General features: G+C 63.9%; 17 protein-coding genes. 8 read left to right on the forward strand and 9 right to left on the reverse strand.

Translation table 11 applies throughout. The annotated features are described in order from the left end of the window. Positions 1–256 precede the first annotated feature (256 nt). Both IVA82_RS29965 and IVA82_RS29970 read left to right on the forward strand, forming a co-directional pair. Positions 257–838, forward strand: coding sequence for a peroxidase-related enzyme (locus tag IVA82_RS29965; RefSeq protein ID WP_247383316.1), 582 nt, complete (start codon positions 257–259; stop codon positions 836–838). A gap of 201 nt (positions 839–1,039) precedes the next feature. Then, on the forward strand, positions 1,040–1,981 hold the full coding sequence (locus IVA82_RS29970; RefSeq protein WP_247383317.1) for a hypothetical protein: 942 nt from the start codon (positions 1,040–1,042) through the stop codon (positions 1,979–1,981). 34 nt (positions 1,982–2,015) lie between these two features. Here the strand turns inward: IVA82_RS29970 and IVA82_RS29975 are convergent, their stop codons facing one another. Next, positions 2,016–2,639 (reverse strand): ParB-like protein, encoded by a 624-nt coding sequence (locus tag IVA82_RS29975; protein WP_247383318.1) that lies wholly within the window; start codon positions 2,637–2,639, stop codon positions 2,016–2,018. A gap of 315 nt (positions 2,640–2,954) precedes the next feature. On the opposite strand from IVA82_RS29975, the gene IVA82_RS29980 reads away from it, so the two are divergent. The 6 genes from IVA82_RS29980 to IVA82_RS30005 all read left to right on the forward strand — a co-directional run bounded on the left by IVA82_RS29980 (position 2,955) and on the right by IVA82_RS30005 (position 7,726). Next, positions 2,955–3,296 carry a hypothetical protein gene (locus tag IVA82_RS29980; protein ID WP_148743207.1) on the forward strand — a complete coding sequence of 114 codons (342 nt, stop codon included), beginning with the start codon at positions 2,955–2,957 and terminating at the stop codon, positions 3,294–3,296. A 222-nt stretch (positions 3,297–3,518) separates the two neighbouring features. Then, a complete protein-coding gene (locus IVA82_RS29985) occupies positions 3,519–3,806 on the forward strand; it encodes an acyl carrier protein (protein WP_063700473.1) in 288 nt (95 codons plus the stop codon). 10 nt (positions 3,807–3,816) lie between these two features. Further along, a complete protein-coding gene (locus tag IVA82_RS29990; protein WP_247383319.1) occupies positions 3,817–4,287 on the forward strand; it encodes a 3-hydroxyacyl-ACP dehydratase FabZ family protein in 471 nt (156 codons plus the stop codon). Further along, positions 4,284–5,492 carry a beta-ketoacyl-ACP synthase gene (locus IVA82_RS29995; protein ID WP_247383321.1) on the forward strand — a complete coding sequence of 403 codons (1,209 nt, stop codon included), beginning with the start codon at positions 4,284–4,286 and terminating at the stop codon, positions 5,490–5,492. Before IVA82_RS29990 ends, IVA82_RS29995 begins: the two co-directional genes overlap by 4 nt. Before the next feature lie 15 nt (positions 5,493–5,507). Next, positions 5,508–6,785, forward strand: coding sequence for a beta-ketoacyl-ACP synthase (locus tag IVA82_RS30000; RefSeq protein ID WP_247383322.1), 1,278 nt, complete (start codon positions 5,508–5,510; stop codon positions 6,783–6,785). An 8-nt stretch (positions 6,786–6,793) separates the two neighbouring features. Next, complete coding sequence (locus IVA82_RS30005) at positions 6,794–7,726, forward strand: lipid A biosynthesis lauroyl acyltransferase (protein ID WP_247383323.1); 933 nt, start codon at positions 6,794–6,796, stop codon at positions 7,724–7,726. Between the two features lie 207 nt (positions 7,727–7,933). Here the strand turns inward: IVA82_RS30005 and IVA82_RS30010 are convergent, their stop codons facing one another. From IVA82_RS30010 to IVA82_RS30045, 8 genes are all read right to left on the reverse strand, one after another. Continuing rightward, positions 7,934–9,046 carry a polyamine ABC transporter substrate-binding protein gene (locus IVA82_RS30010; protein WP_247383376.1) on the reverse strand — a complete coding sequence of 371 codons (1,113 nt, stop codon included), beginning with the start codon at positions 9,044–9,046 and terminating at the stop codon, positions 7,934–7,936. A gap of 6 nt (positions 9,047–9,052) precedes the next feature. Next, the gene (locus IVA82_RS30015; RefSeq protein WP_247383324.1) at positions 9,053–10,231 is read right to left on the reverse strand and encodes an aminotransferase; all 1,179 of its coding nucleotides are present in this window, start codon (positions 10,229–10,231) and stop codon (positions 9,053–9,055) included. An 8-nt stretch (positions 10,232–10,239) separates the two neighbouring features. Further along, on the reverse strand, positions 10,240–10,566 hold the full coding sequence (locus IVA82_RS30020; RefSeq protein WP_026202463.1) for a rhodanese-like domain-containing protein: 327 nt from the start codon (positions 10,564–10,566) through the stop codon (positions 10,240–10,242). A gap of 156 nt (positions 10,567–10,722) precedes the next feature. Then, complete coding sequence (locus IVA82_RS30025) at positions 10,723–12,651, reverse strand: potassium transporter Kup (protein ID WP_247383325.1); 1,929 nt, start codon at positions 12,649–12,651, stop codon at positions 10,723–10,725. 139 nt (positions 12,652–12,790) lie between these two features. Beyond that, positions 12,791–14,689 (reverse strand): potassium transporter Kup, encoded by a 1,899-nt coding sequence (locus IVA82_RS30030; protein ID WP_247383326.1) that lies wholly within the window; start codon positions 14,687–14,689, stop codon positions 12,791–12,793. Between the two features lie 270 nt (positions 14,690–14,959). Continuing rightward, positions 14,960–15,790, reverse strand: coding sequence for a flagellar motor protein MotB (locus IVA82_RS30035; RefSeq protein WP_247383327.1), 831 nt, complete (start codon positions 15,788–15,790; stop codon positions 14,960–14,962). Between the two features lie 23 nt (positions 15,791–15,813). Continuing rightward, complete coding sequence (locus tag IVA82_RS30040) at positions 15,814–16,587, reverse strand: MotA/TolQ/ExbB proton channel family protein (RefSeq protein WP_148743198.1); 774 nt, start codon at positions 16,585–16,587, stop codon at positions 15,814–15,816. 203 nt (positions 16,588–16,790) lie between these two features. Further along, positions 16,791–17,615: an SDR family NAD(P)-dependent oxidoreductase gene (locus IVA82_RS30045; RefSeq protein WP_247383328.1), complete on the reverse strand. Its 825-nt coding sequence runs from the start codon at positions 17,613–17,615 to the stop codon at positions 16,791–16,793. Between the last annotated feature and the right edge of the window lie 4 nt (positions 17,616–17,619).

The raw sequence follows: 17,619 nt of genomic DNA on the forward strand, positions 1-17,619 counted from the left end.
ACACCGCAACACTCACTACCGGGCGCCCGCTACGGCTTACCCGGACCGGACTTCCACCGGTTGGACCGCGCCAGCTTGCCTGGCGCACAAGCAATCCAGAATCCCTCCGGGGGCAGACGCTGGATTGCTTCGCTGCGCTCGCAATGACGGGTCAAGGGCCACGGTGCCGTTTCTTCAATTTGGCCTTGTAGCGGGCACGTTGAGCAGGCCGCCCGCATCGACTATGTTTGCCGGCTGCAATCCGGAAAACATGCCCATGACAAAGCCCGCCACGCAACGCTTCCCCGCCCCCGCCCTCGACACGCTGCCGGAGGACATCCGCACGCGGCTTCTTGCGGTGCAGGAGAAGAGCGGTTTCGTGCCAAACGTGTTTTTGACGCTGGCCTACCGTCCCGACGAATTCCGCGCATTCTTTGCCTATCACGACGCGCTGATGGAGAAGGACGGCGGCCTCACTAAGGCCGAGCGCGAGATGATCGTGGTCGCGACCTCGGCAGCCAATCAATGCCAGTATTGCGTGATCGCGCACGGTGCGATCCTGCGCATCCGCGCCAAAAACCCGCTGATCGCCGACCAGGTCGCGGTGAACTACCGCAAGGCCGACATCACGCCGCGGCAGCAGGCGATGCTCGATTTCGCGATGAAGGTCTCAGCGGATGCACAGCGGATCTCGGAGCAGGATTTTGCTACGCTTGAGCCGCACGGCTTCAGCGACGACGACATCTGGGACATCGCCGCAATCTCCGCCTTCTTCGCGCTATCGAACCGGCTGGCGAATTTCACCGGCATGCGGCCGAACGACGAGTTCTATCTGATGGGACGCCTGCCGAAGAAATGACCGACCGCCTCGAGCGCGAAAGTAAGGGAGCCGCCGGCAACGCCGGCGGGCGGGTTCCCGTTTGACGGGAACTCTAGTCTTTCGCAATCGCACACGTTTTATTAAGAAACTCGCCCTTAACTAGCACAAACGTTTCGGCACAACTTGCGCAGTTTCCGTCACCGGAGACGCGGATGAGTCATGCCTGCAGGGGGCCGTCTCATGAACGTGCGAGCACTTGTTATCGCGACCTGCGTTGGCGCAACGTTCTTCGCGGCCGGATACGCATGGAACTATCAGCCCGACGTCATCAACGCCGACGAAATATGGAGCATGTTGGAATCGGAGCATGGCAAGGCGCGGGCCGCCGTTTCACGTGTTCTCATTGCGTCGAATTCAGCTCACTTCAACGGCCTGCGAACGGTCGAAGCAGACCAAGCAAGATACGTGTGCGGCTCCGTGAAGGCGATGGATAAAGAGAGGCAGTATGTCGAGACCGCCTTCGTTTACACTGTCGCGATCGATTTTGCCCGTATCGACGACGACGGCCGGATCACATCGCAGCGCTCTGCATACAAGCCCTGCCCAACCGCGGCCGACGATAAAATTGCCGACCAGAAGACGCTGATATCGCCGGGCGCGCTGTCGATGATCAAGACTGTCGAAAAAATCATCCCCAAGTCCAGCGGCGGGACAATGGAACAACAGCTTGGCCAGCTGGCCGGACAGACAGCGGCAGTCGCGCCAAGTTCAGCAGTCGCGCCGAGATCGGCCGCCTCATCAGGTTCGGCAGTCTCGGCAGGGACAGGATGGGCGCCAGCAGCGCAGCATTCAAGTTCGGCCGTGGAGGCTCCCCAGCGAGACGAACTGACGTGGCGAGTCGACCAGCCGCCAGCCGCATGGCCAACGTTCCCGTCGGGCCATGCGCTGGCGAAATCGACGCAGAAGCGCACGAGCGCTGAGGCCCTGGCTTTCGCGAGAGATATCGAGGCTCGCTGGGAGGAAGCGAAATCATCCGGGATCCCGACCAAGCGTCCTTCGCCTGAGGAGATCAAGGAAGCATGCCGCGCGCTGCTTGCGATTGATCCGACGGACAAGGAATATCCGCGGGCCTGGGCCGCCTTCGTGCGCCTACGGAAGATCGATCGCGACGCAGCTGCTTGAAAACGAGCAGCGCGCGATGACGCCGGCAACGACCCTAGTCGTCCTGCGCGGGTCCGCACCAGCCGGGCAGATAGATCGCATCCTTACTCTTGGCAGCCGACATCGCCTTCTCGAGCGCCTTGTCGAAGTTGGCGTCGACCGCTTTGCGCGGCAGCTTGCGGCGCAGATAGTCGGCCCACAGGAATTCGGAGAAGGGCGTGGTGTCCTTGGCGAAGCCGCCCATGCGGCGGAGTTCGCCGGCAAGGCTGCGGAACGGATCGTCCTTGAGATCGGTGACCGATTTCGGCAGGTCGCGGAACGGCCGCCGCTCGCCCTTGGCGTCGTAAGGATAGACCCAGCGCTTGTTGTCCATCACGCCCCAGAACGCCTCGCGCTCGACCATCCTGAGGTCGCCGACCACCGTCACCAGCACCTCCTTGATGCCCTCGTCGTGCAGCGCGCGGCCGAGATGATGATGGTCGATCACGTAATAGCGCTCGTCGGGGCCGTGCACGACCGGGATCATGTGGGTGCCGAGCAGTTCGGACTGCTTCTTCTTGCCATGCTCGCGCCAGCGTTGGCGCTTCTCCTTGACCTCGCGCATGCCGACCGTCATCTGCGTCGGCCGGAGCGACAGGATTGGCACCGGATGCACTCTCGGCTCGCGCATATTGGTCATGGTCGAAGGGCTCCTCAAATGATTGCGACAGGCGGTCCCGATTTCGCGGATTATGGCATGAGCGCTGCGACCGCAAAATCCGAGCGGCCCGCGAATGTTCGCCGACCGGACGCGCATATTCCGCGGCGCCTGTTGTTGCAACGCAACCCGCCGATGACACCATGACGCGACCCATTCCGCGATCCCATCGCGGCGTCACCTGCAAGTTCAAGATAGTGTGAAACCGCAATGCACGTGCGCGTTGAGAAGATTTTCTGCAACGCCTGTGTGACGTGTGCTATCTAAAAATCGCTGCTTCGGAGTGATCCCCGCGCCATGAAGACCCAGCGGCCCATAACCTCGGACGAGGAGCACCGGGTGCTCCAGTTCAGGCCGCGCACGGCATCCCCCACGCCAATCCGGCGGGGCGGCGGAACGGTGCAGCCGCTGCACGCGACACCCGAGCCGCTCGACCTGTCGCGCTACGAGCAGCCCCGCGCGGAGCAGGACGATTTCCGTCGCCGCATGCTCGCCAACATCGCCGCGCTCGCCTTCACCATCGCGCTGACTGCAATCGGGATCTGGCTCGCAGTCAGCATCGCCGACTTGCGCCGGACCCAGGATTGCGTGTTGATGGGCCGGCGCGACTGCGTCAAGATCACGACGCCGCATATCTAGGCATACCCCCGCCCCGACGACTCGCTTCGCAGCCCCGATAACAGGCATCCCCAGGCTGTCCCCGGTCTCGCCCCGCTCCATTGAACTCGGGGCGGCGCTCCGATATACGGGCTTTCGACCCGGCCAGAGGGGGATTTGAGGGCGTCACTCGGGGCGCGATGCCCACCCACCGTTCCGCTCTGGAACATCTTCAAATACCTACAATATATCAAAGGCTTAGTGATGTCCTCCACATTCGATCAGGTCGCTACGATCATCGCTGAAACCTGCGACATCCCTCGCGACACGATCACGCCGGATAGCCATGCCATCGATGACCTCGGCATCGACAGCCTCGATTTCCTGGACATCGCGTTCGCGATCGACAAGCAGTTTGGCATCAAGCTGCCGCTGGAAAAGTGGACCCAGGAGGTCAACGATGGCAAGGCGACCACGGAGCAGTATTTCGTGCTGAAGAATCTTTGCGCTCGCATCGACGAACTGGTTGCGGCCAAGGGCACGAGCGCCTAAGCGCGCGGTCATGCAACTCGAATACTTCCACATGATCGATCGCATCGTCGGCCTCAACGTCGACGAGAAGAAGATCGCTGTCGAAGCGCAGGTCCCAAAGGAGAGCACCGTCTTCGAAGGGCACTTCCCGGGTTATCCGCTGATGCCCGGCGTGCTCCTGATCGAATCGATGGCGCAGGCCTCGGGCTGGCTCCTGCTTGGCGTGCTGAAGTTCGAGCGCATGCCGATCCTCGCTGCCGTGAAAGAAGCCAAGGTGCGCGGCTCGGTCCTCCCCGGCGAGCTCATGAGCATCGAGGCAAGCCTCGTCCACGAGGGTTCGGGCTACGCCATGACCGAAGCCAAAATCAGGGTCGGCGGCAAGCTGCGCGCGAATTCGACCCTCACCTTCACTCTGATCCCTTTCCCCAACGCGGATATGCGCTCCCACATGGACGCGATCGCCAAGCGCGTCGGCTTTCCGCAACAGGCCGTATCGCCATGACCGACACTCCCGCTCCAAAGCCCGGCCAGACCGAAGTCTGGATCACCGGCATTGGCCTTGCCACCTCGCTCGGCGAAGGGCTGGACGCCAACTGGGCAGCGCTCCAGGACAAACGCATCAATGTCGACGAGAGCGGCTTTGCGCCCTACGTCGTGCATCCGCTGATGCCGGTCAGCTTCGACAGCCAGATCCCGAAGAAGGGTGACCAGCGGCAGATGGAGGCCTGGCAGCGCATCGGCACCTATGCCGCGGGGCTGGCGCTGGATTCCGCAGGGATCAAGGGCAATAAGGACATTCTGTCGAAGATCGACATGGTGGTCGCCGCCGGCGGCGGCGAGCGCGATCTCAATGTCGATACCGGCGTGCTCACGGCCGAGGCCAAGGGCGCCAATGCGCCCGGCTTCCTCAACGAGCGGCTGATGAGCGATCTACGGCCGACGCTATTTTTGGCCCAGCTCTCCAACCTGCTTGCCGGCAACATCGCCATCGTGCACGGACTCGGCGGCACCTCGCGCACCTTCATGGGCGAAGAGGTCGCGGGCGCCGATGCCGCGCGCATCGCGCTGGCGCGGATCGCCTCGGGCGAGAGTGACATTGCGCTGGTCGGCGGCTCGCATAATGGCGAGCGCAAGGACCTCCTGGTCCTTTACGAATTCGGCGACTTCAACTTGAAGGACAAGTTCGCGCCCGTCTGGGCACGCAAGGACCACGCCGGCTTCGCGCTTGGCTCGGCCGGCGCGTTCCTGGTGCTGGAATCCAAGGCTCACGCCGAAGCGCGCGGCGCAAAACCGTTCGCCAAGCTCGCGAGCGTCGTCGCCGATCTCGCCCGGCGCAAGCAACCCGGCGACATGGCCGCGACGCTCGAGAAGCTGTGGGCGCAACTGCCCAAGCGCGAGGGCAAGGGCGCGATCATCACGGGTGCAACCGGCGCGGAGCCGGCCACGTCCGAAGAACGCGGATTTCTGAAGCGCCATACCGACTTTCCGGTGCGCTCGACCGGCACGATGTTCGGCCACACCATGGAGACGCAATTCCCGCTGGGGTTGGCGCTCGCTGCGCTGTCGATCTCGCGCGGCGCGCTGTTTCCGCCGAACGATTCGACCGGGACCGAGATTGAAATGCAGGGCGCCCCCACCCAGATCGTGGTGGTGGGAGCCGGACACTGGCGCGGCGAAGGCATGGCGCTGGTCGAAGCGATTAGCTAACGCGAGCGGGGATACATGACTGCACCACGCGACAAACTCGGCCGCCCCGTCGTCGTCGTCACCGGCATGGGCATCATGACCTCGCTCGGCGCCGGCAAGGCCGACAATTGGTCGAAGCTCGTTGCCGGCGAATCCGGCATCCGCACCATCACGCGCTTTCCGGTCGACGGGCTGAGGACCACCATGGCCGGCACCGTCGACTTCGTCAGTGTCGATCCGTTCTCTTCCACCGCGCTGTCCGAGCGGATGGCCGAGCTGGTCACGCAGGAAGCGCTCGACCAGGCCGGCATCGGCGCCAAGGGCGATTTCCCGGGCCCGCTGTTCCTGGCAGTTGCGCCGGTCGAGGTCGAATGGCCGCAGCGCCGCGAACTCGGCCGCGTCGTCGGCAAGCTCGACTTCAACTACGATGATCTCCTGCGCATCTCCGGCGGCGGCAAGTTCACCGCCTATCATCACCGCTTCATGTTCGGCTCGGTGGCCGCCCACCTCGCCGAAGCCTTCGGCACCAAGGGCTCGCCGATCTCGCTCTCGACCGCCTGCGCCTCGGGCGCGACCTCGATCCAGCTCGGCGTCGAGGCGATCCGCCGCGGCGAGACCGATGCCGCGCTGTGCGTAGCAACCGACGGCACTGTGAACCCTGAAGCATTGGTGCGCTTCTCGCTGCTCTCGGCGCTGTCGACCCAGAACGAGCCGCCGCAAGCTGCTTCCCGTCCCTTCTCCAAGAACCGTGACGGTTTTGTCATGGCCGAAGGCGCCGGTGCCCTCGTGCTCGAAAGCTACGAAGCCGCAACCGCGCGCTGCGCAAAGATCCTCGGTGTGATTGCCGGCTGCGGCGAGCTCACCGATTCCTTCCATCGCACCCGCTCGTCCCCCGACGGCAAGCCGATCATCGGCTGCATGAAGAAGACGCTGGCCGATGCCGGCATGGAGCCGGGCCAGATCGACCATATCAACGCGCACGGCACCGCGACGCCCGAAAACGACAAGATGGAATTCAACACGACATCGGCCGTGTTCGGTGAGCTCGTGCAGAAGATTCCGGTCACCTCGAACAAGTCGATGGTCGGCCACACCATCTCGGCCGCCGGCGCGGTGGAGGCGATCTTCTCGCTGCTCACCCTGGAGCATCAGCGCATTCCGCCCACTATCAACTACGAGACTCCGGATCCCACGATCCTGTTCGACGTCGTCGCCAACACGGCGCGCGACGCCCGCGTCACCGCGGTGATGTCGAACTCGTTCGGCTTCGGCGGCCAGAACGCCTCGCTGATCCTGACCCGCGAACCGGCCTGACCGGTCGCATGGCGTTGTTACCTGCGAGCATCAAGGCCCGCGCGCGGGAGGCTGCCAAATCAATCGGCGGAAGTCTGATCGGGGCTGCCACCGTCGGCATGCTGCGCACCACGCGCTATTTCGACCCGGCCAAGACCTCGGATTTCTTCTCGCGCGTCACGAGGATGATCGGCCCGCGCCTGCGCGAGCACCGGATCGGCCGCGCCAACCTCAGCGCCGCGTTTCCGGAAAAGTCACCGGAGGAGATCGAAACCATCCTGATGGGCGTCTGGGACAATCTCGGCCGCGTCGGCGCCGAATTCGCCCATATGGACCACGTCTGGGATTACGACCGCGACCATCCCGAGAACAGCCGGATCGAATTGCCCAAGCGCAGCGTCGAATTGTTCGACCAGATCAAGGACGACGGCAAGCCTGCGCTGATCTTCGCCGCGCATCTGGCCAATTGGGAATTGCCAGCGCTCGCCGCCGTGGCGCATGGGCTGGACACCGCGATCCTCTATCGCCGGCCGAACATCGCATCCGCCGACCGCATCATCCAGGAGATGCGCCAGGTAAAAATGGGCACGCTGATCCCGGCGGGGCGCGACGCGCCGCTTCGGCTCGCGCAGGCGCTCAAGGACGGCAAGCACGTCGCCATGCTGATCGACCAGTATCTGACCGGCGGCGTCGAAGTCACCTTCTTCGGCCGCAAGACCCGCGCCAACCCGATGCTGGCGCGCCTCTTGCGCCAGGTCGAATGCCCCATCCACGGCGTCCGCATCATCCGCCTGCCCGGCGGCCGCTTCCGCGGGGAGCTGACCGAGGAGGTCAAGCCGGTACGCGATGCCGACGGCAAGATCGACATCCAGGGCACGACCCAGGCGATCACGAGCGTGGTGGAAGGCTGGGTTCGCGAGCATCCGGAGCAGTGGCTGTGGCTGCATCGGAGATGGCGGTAATTTACCCCGTCATTGCGAGCGAAGCGAAGCAATCCAGGCTGTGTCCGCGGAAAGATTCTGGATTGCTTCGCTTCGCTCGCAATGACGGGGGCGCAGCCGCAACGTCAGCTTGTTCGCCGCCGCCGAATACCTCGCGCTGTCGGACAAATCCAACGTGGTCAGCGTCCGTGCGGGCTGCGCGTCGGGTTCTGAAGCGGCGCCCGCGCCTCACCTTCCCGTCTTCACCTTGGTCCACAACCGATTGATCACCCTCTGCGTCGCCGGCTCACGCGCCGTGATGACGAACAGCTTTGCGAGCGTGGCGTTGTCCGGATAGATGTTTTTGTCGTTCAATATCTTCGGATCCACCAGCTTCTGGCTGGCGAGATTGCCGTTGGCGTAGGACAAAAAGTCCGAGTTCTTGGCGGCGACATCGGGACGGTAGAGATAGTTGATCAGCTCGTAGGCTTCTTTGACGTTCCGGGCATCCGCCGGAATCGCGAGATTGTCGAAGAACATCTGCGCGCCCTCCTTCGGGATCGCGTAGCCGATCTCGATGCCGCCTTTGGCTTCCGCGGCACGGGCGCGGGCCTGCATGATGTCGCCGGACCAGCCGACCACGAGGCAGATCTCGCCAGTGGCAAGCGCGCTGAGATATTCGGACGAGTGAAACTTGCGCACGTAGGGGCGGACCTTGGTCACGACGTCAGCGGCTTTCTCCAGGTCGGCCTGCTTGGTCGAGTTCGGATCGAGCCCGAGCCAGCTCAGCGCTGCCGGAAACATATCATCGGCGGAATCGAGCATGTGGACGCCGCAGTCTTTGAATTTTGCCAGGTTCTCCGGCTTGAAGACGAGATCCCAGCTGTCGATCCTCGCGTCCGGCCCGAGGATCGCCTTTACCTTGGCGACGTTGTAGCCGATGCCTGTCGTGCCCCACATGTAGTTGGCGGCGTAGACATTGCCGGGATCGTAGGTCGCAAGGCGCTGCGTCACCACGGGCCAGGCATTGGCCAAATTCGGCAGCTTCGACGTGTCGAGCTTCTGGAAGATGTTGGCCTTGATCTGGCGCTGCAGGAAATAGGCGGTGGGCACCACGACGTCGTAGCCGGATCTGCCGGCCATCAGGCGCGTCTCCAGGGTCTCGTTGGCATCGAAGGTGTCGTAGACCACCTTGATGCCGGTCTCCTTGGTGAAGGCCTCAAGGACGTCCGGCGCCATGTAGTTGGACCAGTTGTAGAAGTTGACGACGCGCTCCTCGGCGGCGGCCCCTTGCGAGAGCAGCGTCAGCGCCGCGGCGGTCGCAAGACCAAGGAAAACACCGAGGCGGCTGACGTTCGTCATCTTCATCTACCCCTTGCGCCGGCGCACCGCGTCCGACAGACGCTCCAACGCGGTGTCGAGCGTCTCGTCCTTCTTGGCAAAGCAGAAGCGGACCACCGAGGTCACCGGATCCTGCTCGTAGAAGGCCGAGACCGGGATCGCCGCCACCTTGTAATCCCTGACGATGCGCCAGCAGAATTCGGCATCGCTCTCGTTGAGCCCGAGCGGCGACAGGTCGACCGTCAGGAAGTAGGTGCCCTGCGACTTCAACACTGGGAAGCCGAGGCTCTCGAGGCCCTTGGTCAGGCGATCCCTGCTCCGGGTCAGGTCCTTGCGCATCGACCGGAAATACTCGTCCGGCTTGCCGAGGCCGTAGGCGACGGCGGCCTGCAGGTTCGGCGCGGTCGTGAAGGTCAGGAACTGGTGCACCTTGGCGGCGACGCGCAGCAGCGGGGGCGCGGCGCAGACGAAGCCGATCTTCCAGCCCGTCAGCGAGAAGATCTTGCCGGCCGAGCCGACCTTGATGGTGCGCTCGCGCATGCCGGGGATGGTGATCAGCGGGATGTGCTTGTGCTCGTCGAAAGTGACGTGCTCCCAGACCTCGTCGCAGATCGCGATGACGTCGAACTCCTGGCAGTAGCGCGCCAGGAGTTCGAGGTCCTCGCGCGGATAGACCACCGCGGATGGGTTCAAGGGATTGTTGAAGAGCACCGCCTTGGTCTTTGAATTGAAGACGCTTTTCAGCATGTCATCGTTCAGCCGCCAGCCCGGCGGCTCGAGCCGCACCAGGCGCGGAATGCCGCCAGCCTGGCGGATGATCGGCAGGTAGGAATCATAGACCGGCTGAAAGCAGACCACCTCGTCGCCGGGCTGGACCACCGCCAGGATGGCCGAGGTCAGGGCCTCGGTGCCGCCCGAGGTCACCATCACCTCGCTCATCGGGTCGAGCTCGAGGTCGTGCCAGTGGCCGTAATGGGTCGCGATCGCCTGGCGCAGCTCCGGCAGGCCCATCATCGACGGATACTGGTTGTAGCCGTTCAGCGAGGCGTCGGCCGCAGCGCGGCGGATGTCCTCCGGACCCGGATCGTCAGGAAAGCCCTGGCCGAGATTGATGGCGGCATTGTCGCGCGCGGCCTGCGACATCGCCTCGAAGATGGTGACGGGAAGATCCGCGAAGACCTTGTTCAGGGACAAGCTTTTGGACATCGGCCGGGTCAGCCACCGACCTTGCTGGGAAGACCAGCCGCCTTCCAGCCCAGCATGCCGCCGGCCAGATGCTTGTCGTAAGGCAGGCCCGCCGCCTGTGCCGCGAGCGAGGCCGTCACCGAACGCTTGCCGGAGCGGCAGGCGAACACGACGTCCTTGCCTTGCGGATCGGGGATCGCCTTCGGGTCGAAGGTCGAGAGCGGAACCACGACACCGTAGGGATAGGCCTCGGCTTCGACCTCGTTCGGCTCGCGAACGTCGACAAGCAGGTAGCGCCCTTCCGCGACACCCTTGGAGACCTCGTCCGGGGTCAGATCCTGTACCTGGTTTGCCACATCATCCTCCAACATTCTAGCTCGCGCCGGAGCGATGCCGGCCGGCGGCAACCTCGCCTCTCGGCTCACGAAAATCAAGCGCTACAAAGGCTTGAGCGATGCGTTGCAAGTTAAAGCTAAATCGCAGCGACTTGAAGCGTCGCTTTCGGGACACCGCTAGATCGTCACCTGCGTGCCCACCTCAACCACGCGGCCGCTGGGGATCTGGAAATAGTCGGTGGCATCGTTCGCCGAGCGGCTGAGCGAGATGAACAGCCGGTCCTGCCAGCGCGGCATGCCGGAATGGACCGCGGGCTTGAGCGCCCGGCGCGACAGGAAGAACGACGTCGACATGATGTCGAACTGCCAGCCGAGCTTGCGGGCGATCGCCAGCGCCTTCGGCACGTTGGGCGATTCCATGAAGCCGAACTTGAGCGTCACCTTGGAGAAGGTCGGGCTGATCTGCTCGAGCTTGACGCGCTCGGCCGGATCGATCCGCGGCGTCTGCGCGGTCTCGATGGTGAGAATGACGTTCTTCTCGTGCAGCACCTTGTAGTGTTTCAGACTATGCATCAGCGCGGTCGGCGCACTGAGGGGGTCGCTGGTCAGGAACACGGCGGTGCCGGGCACGCGTTGCGGCGGCCGCTTCTCCAGCATTGCCACGAGGTCGGCGAGCGGGAATTCCAGCTTGCGCGATTTCTCGAACAGCAGCCGGCTGCCGCGCCGCCACGTGTACATCAGCAGGATCATGAGCGCGCCGAGCGCGAGCGGCACCCAGCCGCCCTCGAACACCTTGAGCAGGTTCGCGGCCAGGAAGGTCAAATCGAGGAACAGGAACGGGACGATCAGCGCGGCGGCAGCGAATGGCGACCACTTCCAGACCTTCCAGATCACGACAAAGCCCATCATCGCCGTGACCACCATGGTGCCGGTGACGGAGATGCCGTAGGCGGAGGCGAGCGCGCTGGAGGACCGGAATAGCAGCACCAGAAGCACCACCGCAATCAACAGCAGCTGGTTGATGCGCGGGATGAAGATCTGGCCGGAATGGGCTTCAGACGTATGGCGAATTTCAAACCGCGGCAACAGCCCGAGCTGAATCGCCTGGCGCGTCAGCGAATAGGCGCCGGTAATGACCGCCTGGCTCGCAATCACCGTGGCGGCCGTGGCGAGAACGACCATGCTGCCGCGAACAAAACCTTGCGGGAAGAGCTGGAAGAACGGGCTCACGATAGCTTCGGGATCGCTGAGGACGAGAGCCCCCTGCCCCAGATAGTTCAGCGCCAGCGACGGTAGCACGATGAACAGCCAGGCGATCTGGATCGGCCGCTTGCCGAAATGGCCGAGGTCGGCATAGAGCGCCTCGGCGCCCGTGACGGCCAGGAACACCGCGCCCAGCGTCACGAAGCCGATGACGCCGTGGTGGAGCATGAACGACACGGCATAGAGCGGGTTCAGCGCGAACAGCACCTGCGGCTGCTGGATGATCGGATGGATCGCCGCCGCTGCGATCACCGCGAACCAGACGCACATGATCGGACCAAAAAACGCCGCGACCCGGGCCGTGCCGCGCGATTGCACGGCGAACAGGCAGACCAGGATCACCACAGTCAGCGGCACGATGTAAGGCTCGAACCGCAGCGTGACGTCCTTCATGCCCTCGATCGCCGACAGCACCGAGAGCGCCGGCGTGATCACGGCGTCGCCGTAGAATAGCGCGCCGGAGATGATGCCGAGCAGGACGATGGTGGCCCCGCCGGTGCCGACCGCGCGCTGGGCCAGCGCCATCAGGGCCAGCGTGCCGCCCTCGCCATTATTGTCGGCGCGGAGCAGGATCACGACGTATTTGAGCGTCACCACGACGACGAGCGCCCACAGGATCAGCGAGAGCACGCCGAGCACAGCAGCCGGCGTCGGCACCCCCTCCGCCCCTGAGGCCGCCATCACCGCTTCGCGGAACGCGTAGAGCGGGCTGGTGCCGATATCGCCATAGACGACGCCGATGCTGCCGAGCGTCAGCGCACCGAATCCGGCGGTGGTGTGGGTGTCGCCATGCCCATTGGCCGCCGCCGCTTCAGGGGCGGAAATCGCTACGTCACTTGTCATGGGAGAGCCTGGTGGCCTCTAAAATGCTTCACTGCACAATGGCGGAAGAGCGCGCGGCTTATAGCCCTGCGCTAAGGGCATAGCCTAGCCCGATTCTGGGCCTTAGCCATGCAAATCTGCATGACGCAGTCGATCGCGTTCAAATGGTGACTTGGGTCCCGACTTCAACCACCCGTCCGGTGGGAATCTGGAAATAGTCGGTGGCATCGTTGGCGGACCGGCTCAGCGCGATGAACAGGTGGTCCTGCCACAGCGGCATGCCGGACTGCGCCGAGGCCTTCAGTGAGCGGCGCGACACGAAGAACGAGGTCGACATGATGTCGAACTGCCAGCCCTGCTTGCGCGCGATCGCGAGCGCCTTGGGAACGTTCGGCTGCTCCATGTAGCCAAAGCGCAGGCGGACCTTGAAGAACTTGTCGCTGATCTTCTCCATCCGGAAACGCTCCGCCAGGTCGACTCGCGGCGTATGCGCAGTCTCGATGGTCAAGACCACGTTGTGCTCGTGCAGCACCTTGTTGTGCTTGAGATTGTGCAACAATGCGGTGGGTACGAAGGCGGGATCGCTGGTCAGGAACACCGCCGTGCCCTTGACGACGTGCGGTGGTCGCTTCTCCAGGCTCCGGAGCAGATCGTCGAGCGGCACCTCGATCCGGCGGGTTTTCTGGGTCAGGATTCCCGAGCCCCTACGCCAGGTCCAGATCGTCGCCGCCATCGTCGCGCCAAACAACAGCGGCACCCAGGCGCCTTCGAGCAGCTTCAACAGATTGGCGCTGAAGAAGGTCATGTCGACCACGACGAACGGCAAGATCACGACCGCGGCCGTCGCAGCGCGCCAGTTCCACAATTTCCAGATCACGATGAATCCCATGATGCCGTCGGCAACCATGGTGGTGGAGACCGCGATGCCGTACGCCGAGGCAAGGTTGCTCGGGGTGCGGAACAACAGCACCAGCAACATCACGCCGATCAGGAGCAGCCGGTTCACGCGCGGCAGATAGATCTGGCCTGCATGGGTTTCGGAGGTGTAGCGCACCTCAAAGCGCGGCAAGAGGCCGAGCTGCACCGCCTGATAGACCAGCGAATAAGCGCCGGTGATCACCGCCTGGCTGGCGATCACGGTGGCCGCGGTCGCAAGCCCGACCAGCGGCAGCACCAGATACTCGGGCACCATGCGATAGAAGGAGTGTTCGATCGCGCTGGGATCGGACAGCACCAGCGCGCCCTGTCCGAAATAGTTGATTAGCAGCGAGGGCAGCACGAGGAACATCCAGGCCGACTGGATCGGCTTGCGGCCGAAATGGCCGAGATCAGCATAGAGCGCCTCGCCGCCGGTCACCGCCAGGAATACGGCGCCCAGCGTCACCAGGCCGATCGTGCCGTGCGAGAGCAGGAACTGTACCGCGTAATAGGGATTGATAGCCGCGAGCACCGAGGGATCGTCGGCGATGTGGACCATGCCCATCACCGCCAGACAGATAAACCAGACCACCATGACCGGCCCGAAGGCGGACGCCACCAGCGCCGTGCCCTTGCTCTGGACCGCGAACAGCAGCACCAGGATGAGAACGGTGAGCGGCACCACGTAATGCTCGAAGGCAGGCGTGGCGAGCTTGAGACCTTCGACCGCCGACAGCACCGAGATCGCCGGCGTGATCATGGAATCGCCGATGAACATGGAGGCGCCAACCACGCCGAGCGCCATCAGGAACCAGCTCCGCCGCCCCAGCGCGCGCTGGCCGAGCGCCATGAGGGAGAGCGTCCCGCCTTCCCCGTTGTTGTCGGCGCGCAGCAGCAACAGGACGTATTTGGCGGTGACGACGACAAAGAGCGCCCAGAGGATCAGCGAGAGCACGCCGAGCACGATGACGCGCGACACCGGCTCGCCATGGGCCGCGCCCCTGACCGCCTCGTGAAACGCGTAGAGCGGCGAGGTCCCGATGTCACCGAAGACGACGCCGATGCTCCCAAGCGTGAGGGACCAAAAACCCGAGGTGACCGGCCCTTCCTGGGTCTCGGTCGATGTGATGCTCGCCGTCATGAGGCTGGAGAACGCTTCGTCACTGGAATCGATCCGGCGCTTTTGACGCTTCCGGCGCGCCTGTCAATTGGCCCACCACCATAGCAGGCACTGCGGCGGATGCTGTGACGGCGCGGCCACGTTCATTGCCATAGCGACGACATGCCTCAGGTAAAATGGTAGCGCAAGTGCCCCGGGAGCGTTTTCGTCCCGTCGTATCGGAACGTCTCTCGATTCCTTTTTTTGACGCTTTTGCTTGGCGCGAACCGGTCGCCTTCGCTGGAAAACGCCCTAGGGCTTCAAATTCGGCGGCAGCGGCGGATCCTCGCGCATCAGGGTGATGGTCACCCGCCGGTTAGCCGCGAGCGAAGGATCGTCCGGAAACAGCGGCTGCGCATCCGATTTGCCCGTGACAGCGAAGATGTGCGACGGCGGCAAGCCCTCGCGCTCGAGGATCTGGCGCACGGCATTGGCACGATCGGCCGACAGGTCGAAGGCGCCGTAATCGCCGCGGGCCGGTACGAAGCCAGCCGCGGTGTGGCCGGCGATGGAGACGCGCAGCGGCGTCGCCTTGAGCGGAATCGCGAGCTTCTCGATCAGGCGGCGGGTGCGGTCGTAGGGCACCTTTGAGCCGTCGGCAAACATCGAGCGACCATCCTGGTCGACGATCTCGAGGTTGAGGCCCTGCTTGGTCTCCTCGAACATGATGTGCTTGGACATCTCGGTCAGTTCAGGCATGTCCTGCAAGGCCTGGCGCAGCGAGGCGGCGGCCAGCGCGAAGTTGCGGTCGACCTTGATCTTCGCACCCGAGGTGCGGTCGCGATCCTCCTGGTCCGGCGTCGGCGTGTTGGAGGCGTCTTCGGGCTGGATGTGATCGACGTTTTTCAGCCGCGGCCGGGTCGGTAGGCCGTCGGACTCGACAATGCCGGCGTAGCGCGCCTCGGTCTGCACGCCGAAAGCATCGCGCATCGACCCTGCGACCACCTTCAGCTTGTTGGCATCCTGCGTGGAGAACGCGACGAGCATCACGAAGAAGCTCATCATCAGGCCCATCAGATCGGCGAAGGTCACGAACCAGCCGTGACCGCCTCCGTGTGAATCGCCACGCTTCTTCTTGGCCATCGGTCAGCCCCCGGCGTCCGGCGCTACGCCGGAACCGGCTCGCCTTCGGCGTGGCGGTGTTTTTCGGGCAAATAGGCCAGCAGCATTTCGCGCACCAGCGTCGGGCTCTTGGAGTCGCGGATCATCAGGATGCCGTCGATGATCAGCGTACGGTTGGTCTCTTCGTCCAGGAGCTTGCCGTGCAGCTTGTCGGCGATCGGTATGCAGAACAGGTTCGCGACCAGCGCGCCGTACAGCGTCGCGAGCAGCGCGGTGGCCATGAACGGACCGAGCTTGGACGGATCGGTCATGTTGGCGAACATCTGCACCATGCCGATCAGCGTGCCGACCATGCCAAAGGCCGGGGCGCAGTCGCCGATGGCGCGGTAGATCTTGCTGCCCTCGTCCAGGTGCATGAGGAAGTTGTCGCGGTCGCGCTCGAGATTGTCGCGGATGAAATCGAGGTCGTAGCCGTCGGCGACAAAGCGGATGCCCTTGGCCAGGAACGGCTCGTCGGTTTCGACCTTCTCCAGGCCCACCGGGCCCTGCTTGCGGGCGATCTCGGCGATGCGGGCGAGCTCGTCGACGAGATCGTGCGCCGACAGACGGCTCATCGTGAAGGCAAACTTGGCGCCGAGCGGCAGGCCATGTATCAGCGTCGAGAGCGGAAAGCGGATCATGGTCGCTGCGGTCGAGCCGCCGAAGATGATGATCATGGCATGTTCGGAGATGAACATGTGAAGATCGCCGCCCAGCAGCATCATCGTCGCAATGACGATAATGCCCACCACGAGGCCGACGCTCGTCATGATATCCATGGGAGACTCCAACGCGACGCAACAACGGCCGTCCTGGCCGATGGCGCAGTCCAACCCCGAACCGCATCGAAAACCCTAGTGGGCCGCGATTAAAGACGCGTAAAGGTTAAGTCGGAACAGCGTGGGACGAGCGCAACGCATGTGCCGGGCTTGCCCGCCGCCGACAGCAATCTCAACGCTTTGCTAACCATGATTGGGCCGCGCTAGGACGACAGGCCCGTCAGATCCAGGCTGAGCGCGCGCAGGCGCCTGCGTGCATCGGCGTCATAGGCCTGCGGGTTGGCGCGCGCCTCGTTCATGCCGTTGAAGAACAGGCCGCTCTTGTCCGCGACGTCGTCGCCTTGAACCAGGTGCAGGATCGCTGCGCCACCCTGCTCCACCGTCGAGATCGGCGCGATGCCGCCGGCACGGACCATCGTGGTGTTCATGTAAGTCGCCGGGTGCAGCGCGTTCACGGTGATGCCGGTGTCTCTGAGCTCTTCAGCAAGGTCCATCGTGAACATGATCTGCGCGAGCTTGCTCTGCGCATAGGCGCGCGAGCCGCTGTAGCCCTTCGTGATCATGACATCATCGAAATCGATCGCATGCTGGCCGAGCGAGGCGACGTTGACGATGCGCGACGGCGCCGCGGCTTGGAGCAATGGCAGCAACAGATGGGCGAGCAGGAAGCCCGAAAGATAGTTCACGGCAAAGCGCAGCTCGTGACCGTCGCTGCTGACCTGCCGCTGCGGACCGTCGTTCTGCGAACCGATGCCCGCATTGCTGACGAAGACATCGAGACGCCGGTGATCGCGGATCACGGCCGCGGCGAGCGCGCGCGTGCCTGAACTCGACGACAGGTCGGCTTGATAGAAGGCCGGCGCGGCGTGGCCGGCCTTCGCGATTTCGTCGATCAGCGTCTTCGCGCGCGCGGCGTCGCGTCCATGGATCAGAACCCTTGCACCGTCTTCGGCCAGCCGGCGAGCGACATAGCGGCCGACACCGTCAGTCGAGCCGGTTATCAGGACGGTCTTGTCATGCATCTTCATTGCG

This window comes from Bradyrhizobium sp. 142, assembly GCF_023074015.1.
In the GTDB taxonomy this organism is placed as follows: Bacteria; Pseudomonadota; Alphaproteobacteria; order Rhizobiales; family Xanthobacteraceae; genus Bradyrhizobium.

What these genes read in the sequence shown, in the direction of transcription:
- IVA82_RS30000 (WP_247383322.1), top strand. Translation starts at nt 5,508, where the DNA reads ATGACTGCACCACGCGACAAACTCGGCCGCCCCGTCGTCGTCGTCACC.
- IVA82_RS29975 (WP_247383318.1), bottom strand. Translation starts at nt 2,639, where the DNA reads ATGACCAATATGCGCGAGCCGAGAGTGCATCCGGTGCCAATCCTGTCG.
- IVA82_RS29980 (WP_148743207.1), top strand. Translation starts at nt 2,955, where the DNA reads ATGAAGACCCAGCGGCCCATAACCTCGGACGAGGAGCACCGGGTGCTC.
- IVA82_RS29995 (WP_247383321.1), top strand. Translation starts at nt 4,284, where the DNA reads ATGACCGACACTCCCGCTCCAAAGCCCGGCCAGACCGAAGTCTGGATC.
- IVA82_RS30025 (WP_247383325.1), bottom strand. Translation starts at nt 12,651, where the DNA reads ATGACAAGTGACGTAGCGATTTCCGCCCCTGAAGCGGCGGCGGCCAAT.
- IVA82_RS30030 (WP_247383326.1), bottom strand. Translation starts at nt 14,689, where the DNA reads ATGACGGCGAGCATCACATCGACCGAGACCCAGGAAGGGCCGGTCACC.
- IVA82_RS30045 (WP_247383328.1), bottom strand. Translation starts at nt 17,615, where the DNA reads ATGAAGATGCATGACAAGACCGTCCTGATAACCGGCTCGACTGACGGT.
- IVA82_RS30015 (WP_247383324.1), bottom strand. Translation starts at nt 10,231, where the DNA reads ATGTCCAAAAGCTTGTCCCTGAACAAGGTCTTCGCGGATCTTCCCGTC.
- IVA82_RS30040 (WP_148743198.1), bottom strand. Translation starts at nt 16,587, where the DNA reads ATGGATATCATGACGAGCGTCGGCCTCGTGGTGGGCATTATCGTCATT.
- IVA82_RS30005 (WP_247383323.1), top strand. Translation starts at nt 6,794, where the DNA reads ATGGCGTTGTTACCTGCGAGCATCAAGGCCCGCGCGCGGGAGGCTGCC.
- IVA82_RS29970 (WP_247383317.1), top strand. Translation starts at nt 1,040, where the DNA reads ATGAACGTGCGAGCACTTGTTATCGCGACCTGCGTTGGCGCAACGTTC.
- IVA82_RS30010 (WP_247383376.1), bottom strand. Translation starts at nt 9,046, where the DNA reads ATGACGAACGTCAGCCGCCTCGGTGTTTTCCTTGGTCTTGCGACCGCC.
- IVA82_RS30035 (WP_247383327.1), bottom strand. Translation starts at nt 15,790, where the DNA reads ATGGCCAAGAAGAAGCGTGGCGATTCACACGGAGGCGGTCACGGCTGG.
- IVA82_RS29985 (WP_063700473.1), top strand. Translation starts at nt 3,519, where the DNA reads ATGTCCTCCACATTCGATCAGGTCGCTACGATCATCGCTGAAACCTGC.
- IVA82_RS29990 (WP_247383319.1), top strand. Translation starts at nt 3,817, where the DNA reads ATGCAACTCGAATACTTCCACATGATCGATCGCATCGTCGGCCTCAAC.
- IVA82_RS29965 (WP_247383316.1), top strand. Translation starts at nt 257, where the DNA reads ATGACAAAGCCCGCCACGCAACGCTTCCCCGCCCCCGCCCTCGACACG.